Source organism: Rhizobium leguminosarum, from assembly GCF_001679785.1.
GTDB classification, from domain to species: domain Bacteria; phylum Pseudomonadota; class Alphaproteobacteria; order Rhizobiales; family Rhizobiaceae; genus Rhizobium; species Rhizobium leguminosarum_R.
In genome coordinates, this window is the sequence record NZ_CP016286.1 from 3,887,849 (window position 1) to 3,907,232 (window position 19,384).

The 19,384-nt window shown below is 61.1% G+C and carries 15 protein-coding genes and 1 riboswitch; of the genes, 4 read left to right on the forward strand and 11 right to left on the reverse strand.

Annotated elements, in window-relative coordinates:
* Positions 1-109: 109 nt before the first annotated feature.
* A complete protein-coding gene (locus BA011_RS19040) occupies positions 110-1,132 on the reverse strand; it encodes an aldose epimerase family protein (RefSeq protein WP_065281602.1) in 1,023 nt (340 codons plus the stop codon).
* Between the two features lie 225 nt (positions 1,133-1,357).
* The gene (gene metA, locus BA011_RS19045) at positions 1,358-2,281 is read right to left on the reverse strand and encodes a homoserine O-acetyltransferase MetA (protein ID WP_065281603.1); all 924 of its coding nucleotides are present in this window, start codon (positions 2,279-2,281) and stop codon (positions 1,358-1,360) included.
* A 48-nt stretch (positions 2,282-2,329) separates the two neighbouring features.
* A riboswitch (SAM riboswitch) is annotated at positions 2,330-2,407 on the reverse strand.
* A 114-nt stretch (positions 2,408-2,521) separates the two neighbouring features.
* Between metA and BA011_RS19050 the strand changes: the two genes are divergently transcribed.
* A complete protein-coding gene (locus BA011_RS19050) occupies positions 2,522-4,414 on the forward strand; it encodes an ABC transporter ATP-binding protein/permease (protein WP_186806461.1) in 1,893 nt (630 codons plus the stop codon).
* A 71-nt stretch (positions 4,415-4,485) separates the two neighbouring features.
* Here BA011_RS19050 and BA011_RS19055 read toward each other — a convergent pair whose 3' ends face one another.
* From BA011_RS19055 to BA011_RS19070, 4 genes are all read right to left on the reverse strand, one after another.
* The gene (locus BA011_RS19055) at positions 4,486-5,115 is read right to left on the reverse strand and encodes a hypothetical protein (protein WP_065281605.1); all 630 of its coding nucleotides are present in this window, start codon (positions 5,113-5,115) and stop codon (positions 4,486-4,488) included.
* Between the two features lie 120 nt (positions 5,116-5,235).
* Positions 5,236-7,053, reverse strand: coding sequence for an ABC-F family ATP-binding cassette domain-containing protein (locus tag BA011_RS19060; protein WP_065281606.1), 1,818 nt, complete (start codon positions 7,051-7,053; stop codon positions 5,236-5,238).
* A gap of 3 nt (positions 7,054-7,056) precedes the next feature.
* On the reverse strand, positions 7,057-7,713 hold the full coding sequence (locus BA011_RS19065; RefSeq protein WP_186806462.1) for a thiamine diphosphokinase: 657 nt from the start codon (positions 7,711-7,713) through the stop codon (positions 7,057-7,059).
* A 57-nt stretch (positions 7,714-7,770) separates the two neighbouring features.
* Positions 7,771-8,298, reverse strand: a complete 528-nt coding sequence (locus BA011_RS19070) for a MarR family winged helix-turn-helix transcriptional regulator (protein ID WP_027668531.1) — start codon at positions 8,296-8,298, stop codon at positions 7,771-7,773.
* 116 nt (positions 8,299-8,414) lie between these two features.
* On the opposite strand from BA011_RS19070, the gene BA011_RS19075 reads away from it, so the two are divergent.
* A complete protein-coding gene (locus tag BA011_RS19075) occupies positions 8,415-9,950 on the forward strand; it encodes an MDR family MFS transporter (protein ID WP_065281608.1) in 1,536 nt (511 codons plus the stop codon).
* Between the two features lie 391 nt (positions 9,951-10,341).
* Positions 10,342-11,886 (forward strand): M48 family metalloprotease, encoded by a 1,545-nt coding sequence (locus BA011_RS19080; RefSeq protein ID WP_065281609.1) that lies wholly within the window; start codon positions 10,342-10,344, stop codon positions 11,884-11,886.
* A gap of 112 nt (positions 11,887-11,998) precedes the next feature.
* Here the strand turns inward: BA011_RS19080 and BA011_RS19085 are convergent, their stop codons facing one another.
* The 5 genes from BA011_RS19085 to BA011_RS19105 form a co-directional block, all read right to left on the reverse strand.
* Complete coding sequence (locus BA011_RS19085; protein WP_012759432.1) at positions 11,999-12,862, reverse strand: RNA polymerase factor sigma-32; 864 nt, start codon at positions 12,860-12,862, stop codon at positions 11,999-12,001.
* Between the two features lie 377 nt (positions 12,863-13,239).
* Entirely contained in the window at positions 13,240-13,812 is a 573-nt protein-coding gene (locus BA011_RS19090; protein WP_003543775.1) for a CarD family transcriptional regulator, read from the reverse strand.
* 393 nt (positions 13,813-14,205) lie between these two features.
* Positions 14,206-14,544 carry a ferredoxin FdxA gene (fdxA, locus tag BA011_RS19095; protein WP_003567552.1) on the reverse strand — a complete coding sequence of 113 codons (339 nt, stop codon included), beginning with the start codon at positions 14,542-14,544 and terminating at the stop codon, positions 14,206-14,208.
* Between the two features lie 194 nt (positions 14,545-14,738).
* Positions 14,739-15,143, reverse strand: a complete 405-nt coding sequence (locus BA011_RS19100) for an RNA-binding S4 domain-containing protein (protein ID WP_017962526.1) — start codon at positions 15,141-15,143, stop codon at positions 14,739-14,741.
* 2 nt (positions 15,144-15,145) lie between these two features.
* Positions 15,146-18,418, reverse strand: a complete 3,273-nt coding sequence (locus BA011_RS19105) for a helicase-related protein (RefSeq protein ID WP_065281610.1) — start codon at positions 18,416-18,418, stop codon at positions 15,146-15,148.
* Between the two features lie 807 nt (positions 18,419-19,225).
* On the opposite strand from BA011_RS19105, the gene BA011_RS19110 reads away from it, so the two are divergent.
* The gene (locus BA011_RS19110) at positions 19,226-19,381 is read left to right on the forward strand and encodes a DUF3309 family protein (protein ID WP_017962528.1); all 156 of its coding nucleotides are present in this window, start codon (positions 19,226-19,228) and stop codon (positions 19,379-19,381) included.
* Positions 19,382-19,384 lie beyond the last annotated feature (3 nt).

Below are 19,384 nucleotides of genomic sequence, written 5' to 3' on the forward strand. Positions count from 1 at the left end.
AACGAAAAAACCCTCGCCGGCGGACCAGCAAGGGTTTCATAGCGCTCAAATTTGGCAGCCGTGCGTCGACAGCGCCGCGCGTTTAAGAACGCGCGGCGCTGGAGGATGCTCAGTTCTTGGTGAAGATATAATCCGTCTCCTGGCGCAGCACTTCGCCGGGGCGCAGGACCGCATTCGGAAAACCTTGGTGATTGATGGCATCCGGCCAGACCTGTGTCTCCAGGCAAAAGCCGGCGAATGGGCCGTATTTGCGCCCGCCGATGCCGGGCGCCCCGACATCGAGCTTGAAGCCGGCATAGAACTGCACGCCTGGCTCCGTGCTGCGCACTTCCAGCGACACACCGGAATACAGGCTGCGGGCAAGCGCGACGCTCCGCTTGGCGGCACGCTCGCCCGACAGGCAGAAATTATGGTCGTAAAAGGCTTGTTGGCTGCCTACGAAACGCTTCATCGGCGCCATCTCGCGGAAATCGAATTCCGTACCCTCGACGGGACGGATCTCGCCGGTCGGCACCTGCTTCTCATCGGTCGGCAGATAGTGATCGGCGGCTATCATGATGTCATGGCCAAGCGCATCTTCGCGGCCGTCGAGATTGAAATAGGCGTGCTGGCAGACATTGGCGAGCGTCGGCTGGTCGCTGGTCGATTCGTAGGTGATCGACAGTTCACCATTGCCATGCACCCAGAACGTCGCCTGGATGGTGCAATTGCCGGGATAGCCGGCGCGCCCATCGGGATCGACGATCTTCAGCACCACGCGGTCGACGTCATGCTCGACGATCGTCCAATTGCGTTTGGCGATATTGTCGCTGCCGCCATGCAGATGCGTGACGCCGTTTTCATTCGGCTCGAGCTGATAGTCCTTGCCGTCAAGCGTGAACCTGCCGCCGCCGACGCGGTTGGCGCAGCGGCCGGGCGTCGCGCCGAAGTAGGACGAATAGAGAGGGTAGCTGTCAAAATCGTCGAAACCGAGTTGCAGCGGCGCGTCATGTCCCTCGAGGCGCAGATCCTGGATGACCGCGCCCCAGCTGATGATCTTGGCCGTCAGCCCGCCGCCCTTGATCACGACGCGATAGACGGTCTCGCCCGCCTGCGTCTGCCCGAAAACGTCCCGCTCCAACTTATCCGACATGATCGACCGTCCATTCTGTCCCTGCTGCACATTCCTCAATTCGGAATCGATTTGAGGAATGTGCAGCGATTGAAAGTGTGCATTGCACGTCCGACGAAGACGCGCGGTGTGGTAGGCTTCAGGACAGGAACCTGCCCGGATTTGCTTCGATCCGCAACCGGCGGATCAGAAAGAAGAGCCTCAGCAGTAGTGCGCGGCATCGGCTCGCAGCGCGATTGGCAACGGTCAGAGATCGGTGCCGATCTCTTCCACATCAAAGGGCGTGGTCTGGTAGATTTCGTTGATCCAGTTGCCGAACAAAAGATGCGCATGGCTGCGCCAGCGGTTCTGCGGCGCAAGCGCCGGATCGTTATGCGGGAAGTAATTGTGCGGCATCTTGATCGGCACCCCGGCATTGACGTCGCGGAAATACTCGTCGGAAAGCGAGGTGGAATCATATTCGACATGGTTGAACATGTAGAGCCGCCGGCCTCTCTTCTCGTGCACGAGGCAGACGCCCATTTCGCTGGACTCCATCAGGATCTCCAGGCTTTCGGATTTCTCGATATCGGCGCGGCGCACCTCGGTCCAGCGCGACACCGGCACTTCGAAATTGTCGGAAAAGCCGTTGAGATAGATCGAGGAAGGCTTCAGGTTCCGGTGGCGGTAGACGCCGAAGGCCTTCTCTTTCAGCTCGTATTTCGGAACGCCGTGAAAATGATAGACCGCCGCCATCGCGCCCCAGCAGACGTTCATCGTCGAATGGACATTCGTTTCCGTCCAGTCGAGAATCTCCTTCATCTCCGGCCAATAGGTGACGTCCTCATAGGGCAAAAGCTCGATCGGCGCCCCGGTGATGATGAAGCCGTCGAACTTGCGGTGCTTCACCTCCTCCCAGGTCTGGTAGAAGGCAAGAAGATGATCCTCGGACGTATTCTTCGCCTTGTGGCCGCCGATGCGAATGAGCGACAGCTCCACCTGCAGCGGCGAGGCGCCGACGAGGCGGGCCATCTGCAGTTCGGTCTTGATCTTGTTCGGCATGAGGTTGAGCAGCCCGATCTGCAACGGTCGGATATCCTGACGGATCGCCAACGTCTCGGTCATCACCCGCACACCCTCCTGAACCAGGGTTTCGAAGGCGGGCAGCGTATCGGGGATCTTGATGGGCATTGCGGACACTCGATCAAAAACAAAAAACCGGCGGCGACAAAAATCGCTACCGGTCCGCACGCGGCCCTTTAGCGACTTTTTTAACGTGGCTGCAAGCCGGCCGGCCAAATCACCACGGAGGCCTTAATTAGACCCAGTCGGATTGCGAATCAACTGGCGAATACATGCAGGAGAGACTCATGCAAGCATCATCACACTTTAATGACTGATAGAATCTGTTGATAGACCGGTAACGCCACCATGTTATTTATAAGGGTATGGGCGATTTGGAAAAGCGTAATGGCAGATAAAATCGAGGGGAGGCCGGGCATCCGGAGGCAGGATAGGGTAGGGTATGATTTAAGCCTGACATATCGCCTCGGCGTCATGTTCTCAGCATTCTGGAATTCGGAAGTGCGTGGCAAGGTGCTGTTTCTGGCGACCGTGCTGATCCTCGTTATCCTGGCGACGTCCTACGGCCAGGTCATTTTGAACGAGTGGAATGCGCCCTTCTACGACTCGCTGGAGCGCCGCGACCTCGGCGAATTCTTCCACCAACTCGAAATCTTCGCGATGATCGCCGGCACACTGCTGCTGCTCAACGTGCTGCAGGCCTGGCTGAATCAGATGACGGCGCTCTATATGCGCGAAGGCTTGTCGCGCGATCTGGTCGACCAGTGGCTGAAGCGCAAGCGAGCGCTGCGGCTCGCCTCCAGCGGCCTGATCGGCGTCAATCCGGACCAGCGCCTGCACGAAGATTCCCGCAACCTCGCCGAAAGCACGACGGGATTGGTTCTCGGCCTGCTGCAGTCGACCATTCTTCTGGTGAGCTTCATCGGCGTGCTCTGGGAACTTTCCAGCGGCTTCATCTTCCGCATCAGCGGCCATAGCTTCTCCATTCCGGGCTACATGGTCTGGGCGGCGATTTTTTATGCCGCTTCCGCCTCGGTGCTGAGTCAGGTCGTCGGTCGGAAGCTGGTGAAGCTCAATGCCGACCGTTTTTCGAAAGAAGCCGAGCTTCGCTTCACGCTGATGCATGCCAATGAGAACATGCCGGCAATTACTGTTGCCCGCGGCGAGGAGAACGAGCGCCGGCGCATCAACACCGATATCAGCTCGGTCCTGACAGTCGTCAAGCGGCTTGCCATGGCCAATACCAATCTCACCTGGGTTTCGGCCGGCTATGGCTGGCTGGTGATCGTCATTCCGATCATCGTCGCCGCCCCCGCCTATTTCTCCGGCGGTCTCACCCTCGGCCAGCTGATGATGTCCGTCGGTGCCTTCAACCAGGTCAACACGGCGCTGCGCTGGTACGTGTCCAATTTCGGCCCGATCGCCGAATGGCGCGCCACGCTGATGCGCGTCACCGATTTCCGCCAGGCGCTGGTCGAGATGGAAGAGGACTTCGACCTGAAGGACAGCATCGCCTATGAAAACGCCGCGCCCGACACGCTGACGCTGAAGGACGTGGTGATCGTCGCCAAGGTCGGCGAAGACATCGAGGAATGCGGCGGTTTCCGCCTGCGTGAAACCAGTGTCGTGATCAAGGCCGGCGAAAAGATCATGATCAACGGCGATCACAGCGTCAACCGCAAGCTGCTCTTCCAGGCGATGGCCGGCCTCTGGCCGTGCGGCAGCGGCACGATAGGCCTGCCGCCGATCGACGACATGCTCTTCGTTCCTCAGCTGGCCTATGTCCCCGGCGGCTCATTGCGCGAGGCGCTGGCCTTTCCCGAACGTCCCGAAGCCTACGAGAAAGCCGACGTCGAGGCGGCCCTCGACAAGGTTGGTCTGCATTCGCTGATCGCAAGGCTCGAAACCCGCGCCCGCTGGGACAAGCTGCTCGACAGCGACCAGCAGAAAGCGATCGGATTTGCCCGGCTGCTTCTCGTGCGCCCGCGCTGGATCATCTTCGACGAAGTGCTGGAAGGCATGGAGCCGGAATTGCAGGAAACAATGGCCAAACTGCTCACCTCGATGCCCGAAAGCGGCATGATCTATATCGGCCGCTCCGAGGCCTATCTCGAGGCGCTGAAGCCGCGCGTGCTGCATCTGCAGGCGCTGCCGTCAAAATCCGAGGAACCGCCGCCTGCCGTCCAGACCGGCGCCAGCGCCAGTGCCGGCGCTGCCGCCGTGCCCGCGCCGGCGCTTTAATGCATGCCGTCCAAAAGTGTGGAGCGGTTTTGGGATGACGGCATGCATAAGACGAGGATTTGAGCCGCTGGTCACATCGGCGGTATGACGCCGTTGAGACCGACGGCGATCTGGCTGGCCGAGATGCTGCCATCCGCCGCCGTCTCGCCGGTGACTACGACGCCGGCGCCGGGCTTCAGATCATCCTTGGTCGCAGGCGTCAACGTCACGATCGGCGTGCCATCGGCAATCGTGATGGTCTTTTCCTTGCCTTGATAGGTCAGCGTGATCGTGTGGCCGTCGACGGATTTGACGGCGTTGCTGACAGTCGCGTTGGTCATCTGGCTGTTCGGCTGCGCATCCCAAGGACGGTTGCCCTCACCGGTTCCCTTCATCGACGCCGGAAAGATCAGCACCTCGATCGCCCCGTCCGGGCCCGTGCCCTTCGGAAGCGAAGCGACGCCGACGAAATCGCCGGGTTTGATATCCTCGACGGAAGCTTGTCTGATGCCGCCGACCTTCCAGCCGGCCTTCAGCGCGACCGTCGCATCTTTGCCCTCGCGCGTCTTGACGACGAGCGTATCGCCGGTGAGGCTTTCGATTGCGCCGCGAACACGAATGCGCTGGGCAGCCTGCGCCTGTGCGGCTTGCGACAGGGCAAGCGCAACGAGGCTGCCGGCGGTAAGTGCTGTGAGAAAACGGGAATGTGGCTTGCGAGACATATGACTTTTCCTTGTCGCCATTGCGATCGGCAATATCCCCGGCTGCCGGACGGCACCTTATGCCGCAGGACGACACGCTGACGAATCAAGGAAAAGTGAGCCTCGAGCCTCGAGAAAATCTCAGCCTTCCAGCTTTTCCCGCAGCATTTCGAGCTCCAGCCACTCTTCTTCCATGTCAGTCAGGCTGGCGCGCAGTTTCTCCATCTCGCCGGCAAGCCGGTTGAAGGTTGCAGGATCGCGCGTGAAAAGATTGGGATCTGCCATCACCTGTTCGCGCTTGGCGATTTCGGCTTCGGCCTTCGCCATTTCCTTCGGCAGGTTTTCCAGTGCGAATTTCTGCTTGAAGGAGAGCTTGACCTTCGAGCTGCCTGAAGCTGTTGCTTGCTGGGTCTTCGGCTTCTCCGCCGCCTTCTCGGCCCTCTTACGCTCCTCGAGCGCGCCCTTGCGCTGTACAAGCATGTCCGAGTAGCCGCCGGCATATTCGATCCAGCGACCATCAGGCGCATCCGGCACGGCGGGTGCAATCGTCGAGGTCACGGTGCGGTCGAGGAAATCGCGGTCGTGGCTGACGAGAATGACGGTGCCGGGAAAGCCGGCGACAATTTCCTGCAGAAGATCGAGCGTTTCGATATCGAGATCGTTGGTCGGCTCGTCGAGGATCAAGAGGTTCGTCGGGCGCGAAAGGATGCGTGCCAGCATCAGCCGGGCGCGTTCGCCGCCAGAGAGGTTTCTGATCGGCGTACGCGCCTGTTCCGGCTGGAACAGAAATTCCTTCATGTAGCCGGTGACATGGCGCTGCTCGCCGTTGACGAGCAGGTTTTCGCCGCGCCCATCCGTGAGATAGTTGGCAAGCGTATCCTCGGGATCAAGATCCTCGCGTTTCTGGTCGAGCGTCGCAATCTCCAGATTGGTACCGAGCTTGACGATGCCGCTATCGGGTGAAAGCTGCCCGATCAGCATCTTCAGCAGCGTCGTCTTGCCGGCGCCGTTCGGCCCGACCAGACCAATGCAGTCGCCGCGATGCACCCGGATCGAAAACGGCGTGACGATTGCCCGCTCGCCGAAGCTCTTGGTGATGTTGTCGGCCTCGATCACCAGCTTGCCGGATTCCTGCGCGTCCGAAACCGTCGCCTGCACCGTGCCCTGCGGCCCCTTGTGGCCGCGATAGTTCGAGCGCATCGTCTGCAGCTCGCCGAGACGGCGCATGTTACGCTTGCGCCGCGCCGTGACGCCGTAGCGCAGCCAGTGCTCCTCACGCTCGATCGACTTGCCGAGCTTGTGCTGCTCCAGCTCCTCGGCCTCCAGCACCTGGTCGCGCCAGGCTTCGAAATGCGCAAAACCTCTGTCGAGCCGCCGCGAGGTGCCGCGGTCGAGCCAGACGGTTGCCGTCGAGACCTTTTCGAGGAAACGCCGGTCGTGCGAAATCAGCACCAAGGCGCTGCGCGTCTTTTGCAGCTCGCCTTCCAGCCATTCGATGGTCGGCAGGTCGAGATGGTTGGTCGGTTCGTCGAGCAGAAGAATGTCCGGCTCCGGTGCCATAACCCGGGCAAGGGCTGCGCGCCGCGATTCGCCACCGGACAGCATTTTGGGGTCTTCATCGCCGCTCAGACCGAGATGCGACAGCAGATAGGTGACACGATAGGGGTCATCGCCTGGCCCGAGGCCGGCCTCGGCATAGGCCTGCACCGTGTTGAAGCCGGCAAAATCCGGCGCCTGTTCGAGATAGCGCACCGTCGAGGACGGATGGCGGAAGACCTCGCCGGATTGCGCCTCGACCAGGCCGGCGGCAATCTTCAGCAGCGTCGATTTTCCCGAGCCGTTGCGCCCGACGAGACAGATTTTATCACCGGGCTCGATCTGCAGGCCAGCACCCGCCAGAAGCGGTGCACCGCCGAAGCTCAGGAAGATATCGTCGAGTTTCAGAATGGGAGGGGCCAAAAATCAGACTCCGGAAAGATCATAGGGCCGGGCGAGCACAATTGCCCGGCCGCTGCGGAGCGAAAAGCGAACCTTGCCTTCCGCAACATTGGAAATGGTGCGCGACGAGCCGAAAGGCAGATGGAAATCCGTGAGCGGATAACGCGCATTTTCGAGGGAAAGCCCTCTCAGCTCGCTGAATCCGGGCACGGAAAACAGGCTGCCTTTGGGAAGGTCCAGTTCGATCGTACCGGCCACCAGCGGCACTGCCTCTTCCTTGCCCGAGGTCAGCAGCAGGTCGAAACCCTCTTCCGCCAGACTGACGGCCGACAACAGATGCTGAAGCGCGTGGTCGGAACGTTCACCGCCGAGCGCACCGGCGAGGATCAGCCGCCGCGCGCCGCGCGCGATTGCTTCCGCCACGGCGATTTCGCCATCCGTCGCCGCCTTCGCGGCCGGATAGGGCTGTTTCGGCACATCGGGAAATGCACCAGCGAGATCATCAGGCGTCGAATCGAAATCGCCGACCCAGAGCTCCGGCGCAATACCGAGTGCTGCCGCATGCCGCATGCCGCCATCGGCCGCAATGAAGCGGCTGTCTTCGATGGCATCGCGCAGGCGCTCCGTCAGGCTGAGTTCGCCGCCAAGGAGAATGGTGAAGGTGGATTGGCTCATGGGCATTGCCCTTAGCGCAAACGAGGGGTCGAGGGGAAGGGCCGGCGAACGCCGGCGTCTGCCTCAGCCCGGTGTATCCTTGTCGCGCGACAGGAAAACCGCCTCGTAGCCGCCGATGAAGCGCTCGAAAAGCGCTGCGAAGCGCTCGACATCTTCCTGCGGCCAGTCGGAAACGATCTCGGAAATGATCGCAAGCTTCTGCGCGACGATCTCGGCAAGCAGGTCCTGGCCGACCTCGGTCATGACAACGACGATCCGCCGCGCGTCGGCCTGCGAGGCCTCGCGGCGCAGCACGTTGCGCCCGACCATGTCGGCCACCACCCGGCTTGCCCGTGACGGATCGATGCGCAGCATCTCCGCGATCATGCCGACCGTGACCTCGCCGGCAGGCTGCGCCCTGCGCACGGCATCGAGCACGTCGAGATGCGAAAGCTCGAGGCCTGGGGCAGCACTCTGGATCGCCAGCCGGCCGATCAGCCGCCGCCCGGTCATCAGCCGCATGCGCGCCATGCTCCGGCCGATACGCGGCACGTTTTCACGATCCGGCTCGGCCGGCTCCACAGAAGGGGTCTTGGTCAGGACGTCGCTCATCACATGACCATAACAGAGCCGATTCAAAAATTGAATATGCCGATGTCATTAATGTGCCATTGACAACTATATGCTGTTAGCACATAAAAGTACGTAAACCCGGAACGATGCCTCCCATGGACATGCAACTCGCGCCTGCGCCGCTCGTGACGGATCCTCGTCGCCGGCTTATTCTCTTCTTCTTCCTGATGACCGCCATGTTCATGGCGACGCTCGATAATCAGATCGTCTCCACGGCTCTGCCGACGATCGTCGGCGAATTCGGCCATCTCGAGCGCTTCGGCTGGATCGGCTCGGCCTATCTCCTGTCGCTGAGCGCCGTCATGCCGGTCTACGGCAAGCTCGGCGATCTGTTCGGCCGCAAATACGTGATGATGACGGCGATCATGATCTTCACTGTCGGATCGACAGTCTGCGGCCTGGCGGTCTCGATGGACACGCTGATCGCCGCCCGCGTGCTGCAGGGCCTTGGCGGCGGCGGCATCATGGTATCGATCTTCGCCGTCAACGCCGACCTGTTCGAGCCGCGCGAGCGGGCGCGCTACCAAAGCTATTCCAGCCTCGTGCTGATGGCATCGGGCGCGATCGGCCCGGTGCTCGGCGGTACGATGAGCGATCTCTTCGGCTGGCGCTCGATCTTCCTCGTCAACGTGCCGATCGGCTTCATCGTGCTCGCCGGCCTTGCCTTCATGCTGCCGTACCGCAAACCGCATCGCCGCCCCAAGATCGATTATGCCGGTGCGCTCCTGCTTGCCATGACGACGACAAGCATCGTGCTTGCCACCGACAGCAGCGAACTGTTCGGTGCATTGATTTCGCCTGAGAGTATCGGCATCGTCGTCTTCGGCGTCGTCTGCGCCGTCACCTGGGTGTTCGTCGAGCGCCGCGCGTCCGAACCGATAGTTCCCTTGCAGCTGTTTCGCAATTCGACCGTCAGCCTGCTCCTGGTGATCTCGATCATGGGCGGCGCGATCGCCATCGGCATGGTCAATTATCTCGCCCTCTTTCTGCAGACCACGACCGGCCTTTCGCCGTCTGCCGCCGGCCTGCTCTTCATCCTTCTGACGGGCGGCCTCGTCTGCGGGTCGCTTTCCGCGGGCCGCATCATCTCGAAGACGGGGCGCTACAAGCCCTTCGCCATCGCAAGCCTCACCTGCAGCGCCATCGCCTTTGCGCTGATGTCGCAGATCCACGCCGGAACGCCGATCGCCTTCATCGGCGCGGTCATGATGCTGCACGGCATCGGCATCGGCCTTGCCCAGCAGGTTCCCGTCATCGGCGTACAGAATGCAGCACCCGCCCGCGACGTCGGCGCCGCCACCGGCTCGGTGACGCTGTCGCGCATGGGCGGAGCCTCGATCGCCATTTCCATCTACGGCGCCATCATCGCCTCCGAGCTCGGCAAGGTCGGCGTCTCCATTCCCGGCGTCGCCGATATCAAGCAGCTGACGCCGAAAATGATGGCCGCCCTTCCCGAAGCGAGCCGCCAGGCCGTCGCCGACACCTATGCTGCCGCATTCTCGCCGCTCTTCATGACCTCCTGCGCCATTGCGCTGATCGGCCTTGCCGCTGCCATCATGCTGAAACCCGTGCAACTGCCCCGCGCCGGCGAGACGACGAAGCCGCAACCGGCGGCGGAAGCTGCCGAATAGTCGAATCGTTACCTGCAAGAGAATGCTTCATCAGGAGGCGTTCCCTCTCGATGCCTGTATCAAGGGTTGCAATTTTCTCGCAGGACTGTCGCTATCGAGCCGGTTGCTTCAATCGGGCCGTTCTTTTTCCGCACCGTCGTCGAATCTCGGCTTTGTGACGGAACTTTCGCCATAATTTCATCCGAGCGAAAGGAAGCCTTAATGCCTGAGGCTTGCTAAAATGCAACGGCGCCACATTTAAACAGAGTCTCGCTATGCAACCGATGCGTAAATCAGCTACAGCAACGACTTGTATCGGCCGATTGTGCAGCGCGAGATCAGGGGTGCGCACCTGTTGAGTTCCCCTTGCCACGGTCGGTCCGAATCTGCGGCAAACCGGCAAAACAGCGACATGATGCGGAGAATAAGACTGGACAGCTTGACGACGTGGAAATCGCCCGCGCTTTCCAGTGATGCCATCTCCGCGCCGCGGCGCTTCGCGCGTCGCATGATGCTGCTTTCGGCCCTCGCAATGGCGCTGAATGGCTGTCAATCGCTGATCGACCAATCCTATCAGCCCAGTGTTTCGCCTTCTTCCAATCCGCAGATCGTCGACGAGGTGCAGAAGAACGATCCGCGCGCGGCGATGGGCGCTCGTGAGCATCCGCGCATCGTGGCCAGCTACGGCGGCGAATACAAGGACGCCAAAACCGAGCGCCTGGTCGCCCGCATCGCCGGCGCGCTGACGGCTGTGTCGGAAAATCCGAGCCAGTCCTACCGCATCACCATTCTGAATTCGCCGGCGATCAACGCCTTCGCGCTGCCGGGCGGTTATCTCTACGTCACCCGCGGCCTGCTCGCCCTTGCCAACGACGCCTCGGAAGTCGCCGCCGTGCTGTCGCACGAAATGGGCCATGTGACGGCAAACCACGGCATCGAGCGGCAGAAGCGCGAAGAGGCTGAGGTCATCGCCAGCCGCGTCGTCGCCGAAGTCCTTTCCAGCGACATCGCCGGCAAGCAGGCGCTTGCCCGCGGCAAACTACGGCTCGCCGCCTTCTCCCGCCAGCAGGAACTGCAGGCCGATGTCATCGGCGTGCGCATGCTCGGCGAAGCCGGCTACGACCCCTATGCCGCCGCCCGGTTCCTCGATTCGATGGCCGCTTACAGTCGCTTCATGTCGGTTGATCCCGAAGCCGACCAGAGCCTCGACTTCCTGTCGAGCCATCCGAATTCGGCCCAGCGTATCGAACTTGCCCGCACCCACGCCCGCGCCTTCGGCCAGGAAGGCTCGGTCGGCGACAAGGGTCGCAATTATTATCTCGACGGCATAGACGGACTGCTCTACGGCGACAGCCCGGAAGAAGGCTATGTGCGCGGCCAGACTTTCCTGCATGGCGGCCTAGGTATCCGTTTCGACGTGCCGCCGGATTTCCACATCGACAACAAGGTCGAAGCGGTGATGGCCACCGGCCCGAACGACATCGCAGTCCGCTTCGACGGCGTCGCCGACAACGAGAAACAGAGCCTCACCAACTATATTTCCAGCGGCTGGGTGACAGGGCTCGACCCGTCGACCATCCAGCCGATCACCATCAACGGCATGGAAGCAGCCACCGCGCGCGCCAGCGCCGACCGCTGGGATTTCGATGTGACCGTGATCCGCAACAATTCGCAGATCTTCCGTTTCCTGACCGCCGTGCCGAAAGGCAGCGGCGCCCTTGAGCCAACGGCGAATGTGCTGCGGGCGAGCTTCCGCCGCATGACGCCGGCAGAGACCGCCTCGCTGAAGCCGCTGCGCATCCGCGTCGTCACCGTCCGGCCGGGTGAGAACATCTCGACACTCGCCGCCCGCATGATGGGCACAGACCGCAAGCTCGATCTCTTCAAGCTCATCAACGCCCTGCCCACGGGTGCAGCCGTTGCAACAGGCGATCGCGTCAAGATCATCGCCGAATAAAAAAGGCCCGGTTTGCGCCGGGCCAGTCTGTGCTGCTGGAGGGGATAAACATCTCGCGCAAAACTGTGCGGCGGTTTTGCGACAATCACCGAAAGCGCGACGCGCTTTCGGTTCAGGCGTAGGCGGCCATATGCGGATCGGCGCTGACGAGCGCGCTGCGAAGCTTCTCCATCGCCCGGCTTTCGATCTGACGTACGCGCTCCTTGGAAATGCCGAGATCGGCACCGAGCTCTTCGAGCGTGGCACCGTCTTCCGCCAGTCGCCGGGCGCTGATGATCTTCATCTCGCGTTCGTTGAGATGTTTCAGCGCCGAGGCGAGCCAGACGCGGCGGCGCTCGCCGTCGATCATGTTGGACACCTGCTCGTCCGGCAGGGGATCGTCGCTGACGAGGAAGTCCATCTTCTCGGCACTCTCGGCATCGCCGGAGACCGAAGGCGCCTGCAGCGAGGCGTCATTGCCGGAAAGCCTGGCATCCATCGTCTGCACATCCGAGAGGCTGACGCCGAGGGCCGCGGCGATTTCCTGGTGAATGGATTGCAGCGTCAGCTGCGTGTCACCCTTGGCGAGCTTGGCGCGCAGACGGCGCAGATTGAAGAACAGCGCTTTTTGCGCCGAACTGGTGCCGCCGCGCACGATCGACCAGTTGCGCAGGATATAATCCTGGATCGACGCCCTGATCCACCAGCTTGCATAGGTGGAAAAGCGCACGTCGCGTTCCGGCTCGAAGCGGGCGGCGGCCTCGAGCAGACCGACATAACCCTCCTGCACCAGATCGCTCATCGGCAGGCCGAAATTGCGGAACTTGCCCGCCATGGATATGACGAGACGCATATGGGCCATGGCGATCTGGTTGCGCGCACCGCGGTCGTCATGATCCTTCCAACGGGTGGCGAGATCGTGCTCTTCCTGGCGGGCGAGATAAGGCGCGGCCATCGCGATTTTGATCATGCGCCGATCTGCAGACATGTTCTTCATTTCAATCTCCCGAAACAGGCCTCTCGCCCTGAAATGAACAATAAAACTCATCTTCCGGAACATCGCTGTCCGGATTGAATGGGGTTCTGAATGCATAAAAGCCTCGCCCCTGGACTTTTCAGGGGGAGGCCCTATTTCTCATCATGTGCCGGTAAGACGGCTGGGCAGGATCTGTTTCTTCACCTTGCCGGATGGGCAATATAGAAAAGGCATGATCCGCTCCTCATCGAACATTGACGGAATAGCAGTTCGCCCGTGAGGCCATTGCCCGACGAGCAGTCCGCAATTACGTGTGGTAAACGCGGCAATCGGGAAAAAGTTCCAATAAAAAAACCCGGCTCGAAGGCCGGGTTTTTTGACAGAAAAACAGGGTCGCTTTATGCGGCTTCGTCCTGTGAATCGTCTTCTTCGATCGCCTTGCCGCGCTTCGGACCCTTGTTGAGATTGGTCTCGACGAGGCGGACGGCTTCGGTTTCCGACATCTTGTTGACCGCGGCGATTTCGCGCGCCATGCGGTCGAGCGCAGCCTCATAAAGCTGACGCTCGGAATAGGACTGTTCAGGCTGGTTCTCGGCACGATAGAGATCGCGCACGACTTCAGCGATGGAAATCAAGTCGCCGGAATTGATCTTGGCATCATATTCCTGGGCGCGGCGGGACCACATGGTGCGCTTGACGCGCGCCTTGCCCTGCACAACCTTCAAAGCACGCTCGACGAAATCCGTTTCCGAAAGCTTGCGCATACCAATGCTCATGGCCTTCGCGACCGGAACCTTCAGACGCATTTTGTCCTTCTCGAAATCGATAACGAAAAGTTCGAGCTTCATGCCGGCAACTTCTTGCTCTTCGATAGCGGTGATGGTACCGACGCCATGAGCGGGGTAGACGATTGATTCACCGGTCTTGAAGCCGTGACGTGCTGTAGAAGGCTTTTTCTGCTGAGTCGTCATTCTATTCAAAAACTCCCTGTTACGCTTCCGGCGGCGGCCGGAGCCGGGTCAGTCAGGCCCGGGTGAGACGGTAGTATCCGTCGGGTGACTTCACTCTGGTCCCATCGGGCAAAAGCAAAGACTTCTTGCGCACGATCTTGGGACCCGGCGCTCAAAGCGTTGATATGTCACGGAAACCGTGTACGGATTTGTTTTGCTTTCGTGATGGTTTTGGGCATGCGTCATGCCACAAATGGAACAGTAGACGAAACCTATCATAAAAATATGAGGAAATCAATAATTTGCTTCGCTTGAGTCATGCGGGCAACACATGTCACCCATATGCCTCACGCAGCTTTTAAAACGTTTCGCCCCGCGGTCGCCCGAATCCGGGGACCGGATGCGGGCGCTGTCTCAATCGCCGGAACCGGGCTTCTCCGAAAAATACTTCTCGAATTTTCCGGTCTCGCCATCCATTTCCTTGGCCTCGGGCAACGGGTCCTTCTTGACCGTGATATTCGGCCAGATCGTGGCATATTCGGTATTGATCTTCAGCCATTTGTCGAGGCCCGGCTCAGTATCGGGCTTGATCGCCTCGGCGGGACATTCAGGTTCGCAGACGCCGCAATCGATGCATTCGTCGGGATGGATGACGAGGAAATTCTCGCCCTCGTAGAAGCAGTCGACAGGGCAGACTTCCACGCAATCGGTGTATTTGCACTTGATGCAATTGTCGGTCACGACATAGGTCATGAAGAACTCCAGGATTTCCATGCGGATGGGGCCGGGCAACCTGGAACGTCGCGCCTATCCCCGTGCCGGAGGAAAAGCGTGAGCAGGCTTGGGAGGCAAGCACGCTTCCGGCAGGTTGTCAGTGACCTATCGGCTTTATCGCCGGATTTCAAGGATAAACGATCTGCAAAAGCCGCCGCCGCAGACAGAGTTTTCTAATCCTCGTCCGACATCAGCCTGTCAATTGCACGTCTTTCCTTTTTGGTCGGACGGCCGGTGCCGGTCGCCCGGATCGCCTGCTCGTAGGGCGTGAGACGTTTTGCCTCATCGGGCGGCGGGGATTGGTCGTCGTAGAGCAGGCGCGCCTCCTCGTAAGGCCCCCGCCGTTCGCCGGCAAGGCGCATGACGAGAACGACATCGCGCCGCTCCATCGTCAGCTCGATACGGTCGCCCGGCTTGACCATCTGGCTTGGATGGCTGCAACGCTCGCCGTTGATGCGCACATGGCCCGATTGGATATGGCTCTGCGCCAGCGAGCGCGACTTCACCATGCGCGCGAAGAACAGCCACTTGTCGATGCGCTGGCGCGAACCGCTTGTCGGCTGTGTCTCCCCGCTCATGATTACTTCTTCATCTGCTCCTTGAGAGCTGCGAGCTTGGCGAAAGGCGAATCCGGATCGATCGGCTTCTCCTTGCGCGGCGGCTTGGCCTCGAAGCGCAACGGCTGCGAGCCGCCACGATTGTTGTTGCGATCGTTACGCTCGCCGCGATCCTTGCGATCGCCACGATCCTGCCGGTCGCCGCGCGGCTGGTCGCCCCGTGGTTGGTTGTTGCGATCGCCTCTTGCCTGCTGCGGCCGGCCACCATCGCGACCGCCGCCTTCCTTGCCGCGATTCTGGCGATTGTTGTCGCGGCCGTCGCCGCCGCGATTGCCCTCGCCGCCTTCACCGCCGCCCGGCCGGCGATTGCGGTCGCCGCGCTCCTGGTTCTGACCGCGCTGCTCGCCCTGGGCGCCACGGCGTTCGCCATGCCCGCCGCGCCCCTGGCGCTGATTGTCGTTGCGACCGCCAAGACGCCACAGAAGAACCGGCTTCGGTTCCGTCGGCTCGCCGGCTTCCCCAGGAGCAGGTCCTGTTTCCTCGGAAGCCGCTTCCGCTTCCGCAGGAGCGGAGATTCCCCCGGCAGCAGAGGCTTCCGCCGGAGCGGCTGCCTCGATCGCTTCGGCCGGAGCGGGGCTTTCGACGGCTTCCGTCACCGGCGCGTCGGCGACCGCCGAAGCCGCCTCGGTTGTGGCTGGCTCGGCAGCAGTCTCTTCCGCGGCGCCATCGGCATCGTCGTGATCGGCCTTCTCGGCTGTCTCTTCCGCAGGCGTTTGCGCGCTGGCGGCAGGCACTGAGGCCGCATCCTGCGCCGCAAGATGGACTGATGCCTCTTCCGCCTTCACGGCATCGGCGCGATAGCCGAGACCCTTGAGGATTTCTTCCATGTCCTCGAGCGTCGCACCGAGGATCGACAGCATCGCCGTCGTCGTCGTGAAGCGGCGGCCATCATAGGCGCCCTCCGGACGGTTGTTCTGACCGGGCTTCCATTGCAGCAGCGGACGGATGATATCGGCAAGCCGTTCCAGGATGTCGATACGCACGGCGCGCTTGCCGAGGAAACGGAAGCCGGCGAGCTTGTAGAACATCCGCTCGAAGCTCGGATCGGTGACGACGGAGGTGCGGCCGGCGGCGAGCACCGGAATGAGATCGCCGTAGCCCGGCTTGTCGAGGCCGTCGTTCTTCAGCGCCCAGAGCAGCGTGATGAGCTCGGCAGGCGCCGGCTTCAGAAGTGCGGGAACGAAGATATGGTAGGCGCCGAAACGCACGCCATAGCGGCGCATGGAGGCGCGGGCCTCCTGGTCCAGCGACTTCACCTCCTCGGTCACGTCGCGGCGGAAGAGCACCCCGAGATTCTCGACGAGCTGGAAGGCAAGCCCCTTGGCGAGACCCTGCAGGTCCTCGGCGCGCGACAGGTCGTCGAGCGGCTTCAGCACCGTGCTGATATGATGATTGACGAAGCGCTCGATCCGGGCGGCAACGTGATCGCGGGCATTGCCCGTCAGTTGCTCGTCGGCCAGCAGGATCACGCGCGGGCGCATGATGTGATCGCTGCCCGAAAGCCGCGCCACCGGGTCGCCCAGCCAACGGATCAACCCATCCGAACCGATCACCAGATCGCTGTTGCCGGCGGCATGCATCCGCGCCGCGCGGGCTTCGAACTCGAGCCCGAGCGCCTTCTGCGACGCAGCCTGAACCGCCTTGGCATCCGGTCCGTCCGTTCCCGCCACCGGCGTGAAACGGAATCCGCTCAACTGCCCTACATGATGTCCTTCAACGAAGACATCGCCATTCACACTGATTTCAGCTTCCAGCATCGCATTCTCTCTCAGGCGCTTCATGAGCACAGATGTCCTGCGATCAACAAAGCGTTTCGTCAACCTTTCATGTAACGCGTCGGACAATCGATCTTCGATTTCCCGCGTCTTTTCCTGCCAGTGTGTCGGATCGGCAAGCCAACCGGGCCGATTCGAAACGTAGGTCCAGGTCCTTATCTGCGCGATTCGCGCCGAAAGCGTGTCAATTTCGCCATCTGTTCGATCGGAGCGATGAACCTGCTCCGCAAGAAACTGCTCGTTCACCGTGCCATAGCGGACGAGATCGGAAAAGAGGGTCGAGATAAGATCGGCATGTTGTGCTGGGGTGATACGCCGATAGTCGGGAAGCGCGCAAGCCTCCCAGAGTTTTTCGACGCGCGCCGGCCTATCGGCGAGATCGATGACCTCGGGATAACGCGAAAGCTGTTCGAGCGCCTGCTGGTCGACCGCAGGCAGCGCCCGTGTCAGCCCCGGCACGCGCGGACCCGCCTCGAGGCTGGCGCGCAGCGACGCGATGGAGGCGAAGTCCATCTCCGTCGTCCGCCACTGCAAAACCTTGACGTTGTCGAATTCGTGTCCTTCGATGCGCTGCACCAGCTCGTCGTCGAAGGGCGCGACTTGCCCGGTGACGCCGAAGGTCCCGTCCCGCACGTGCCGCCCGGCGCGCCCGGCGCGCCCGGCGACCTGGCCGAGTTCACCCGGATTGAGATTGCGGAACTGGTAACCGTCGAATTTCCGGTCCTGGGCAAAGGCGACGTGATCGACATCGAGGTTGAGGCCCATGCCGATCGCATCGGTCGCCACCAGATATTCGACGTCGCCCGCCTGATAGAGCGCAACCTGCGCATTACGGGTGCGCGGGCTGAGCGCACCGAGTACCACCGCCGCTCCACCGCGCTGCCGGCGGATGAGCTCGGCGATGGCATAGACCTCGTCGGCGGAGAAGGCGACGATGGCCGAGCGCTGCGGCAGCCGGGTGATCTTCTTCTGCCCGGCATAGAAAAGATGCGAAAGCCGCGGCCGCTCGACGATAGTGATGCCGGGCAGCAGCAGCTGCAGGATCGGCCGCATCGTCGCCGCGCCGAGCAGCAGCGTTTCCTCGCGGCCGCGCAGATGCAGGATGCGGTCGGTGAAGATATGGCCGCGCTCGAGATCGCCGGCAAGCTGCACCTCGTCGATCGCGACGAAGGCGGCCTTGGTTTCGCGCGGCATCGCTTCGACGGTGCAGACGGAAAAACGGGCATTGGGCGGCGAAATCTTTTCCTCGCCGGTGACCAGCGCCACATTCTGCACGCCGACCTTCTCGACCACCCGCGTGTAGACCTCGCGCGCCAGCAGCCGGAGCGGCAGGCCGATCACGCCCGTCCCGTGCGCGACCATGCGCTCGATGGCATAATGGGTCTTGCCGGTATTGGTCGGCCCGAGCACCGCGGTCACACCGCGCCCACTCAGAATCATCGGCTGCGAAGTCAGAGTCATGGGTCCATGCAAATGAGGCGGGGTGGCCCCAGGAAAATCTTGGCTCCCGATGGAAGCTGGACAACACATGGACAGCTGCCGCCGCAAACGCAAGGGCAGATTTCAAAATGCCTCGGGGATTACGACCTTTGCGAGTCGTCCGAAACGCGCGAATTTCCGATTCGGAACAGCGTGAGAACGAATCAGCGACGAATCGACGACTCCCGCTGATTCAGCTTTTGTTCACGGCTAAGTATTGATTTTGAATCACTTTTTCCCACTACATGCTGAATCGCAAGACTCCCTCCTGTTCCTATTTTCGTCGTCGTGAGTGACGATCTTCGCCCGATCTCGAACGGGCGAAAATCCGACCGAAATTAACCTCTCGACCAAAGCCGGAACGAATCGGAGACGAATCGCTGACGCCGCCATTTTCGCCTTTCGTTCACGGCCACATCTGGTAGCGCTATCAGGTCCAGGCCCTAGATGCGCATTGGCGGCAGATCGCCTCGCTCCGCCTCGTCGTATCAGTATTAATCTTTCAAGCGCCGGATTCAGATAGCGTTAAGCAGGGCGGTCGATCTCGGCTCGCCGATCAAAAACGGAACGAATCGCTGACGAATCGGCGACATCGCGATTTTCCCGCTTTGTTCACCGCAACATATTGTATTTAAATGTCTTTTTAACCATAGCGGCATTTTTACGAGAAGACGGAAATTAAACCGTGAATCAGGCTTCGTCACATTTCCAGAGCTCAACCGGGAACAAAAATCGCCAATGCGTGTTTCTCGTCCATCCAAATTGCGGATGAAATGAAGGAAACACACCATGCTTGGCACGATACTTCTTATTATCCTCATTCTGCTCTTGATCGGAGCCTTGCCGAATTGGGGTTATAGCCGTGGCTGGGGCTATGGACCTTCCGGCGGTTTGGGGCTAGTTCTCGTGATTATCATTATCCTTGTACTAATGGGCCGCATCTAAAGC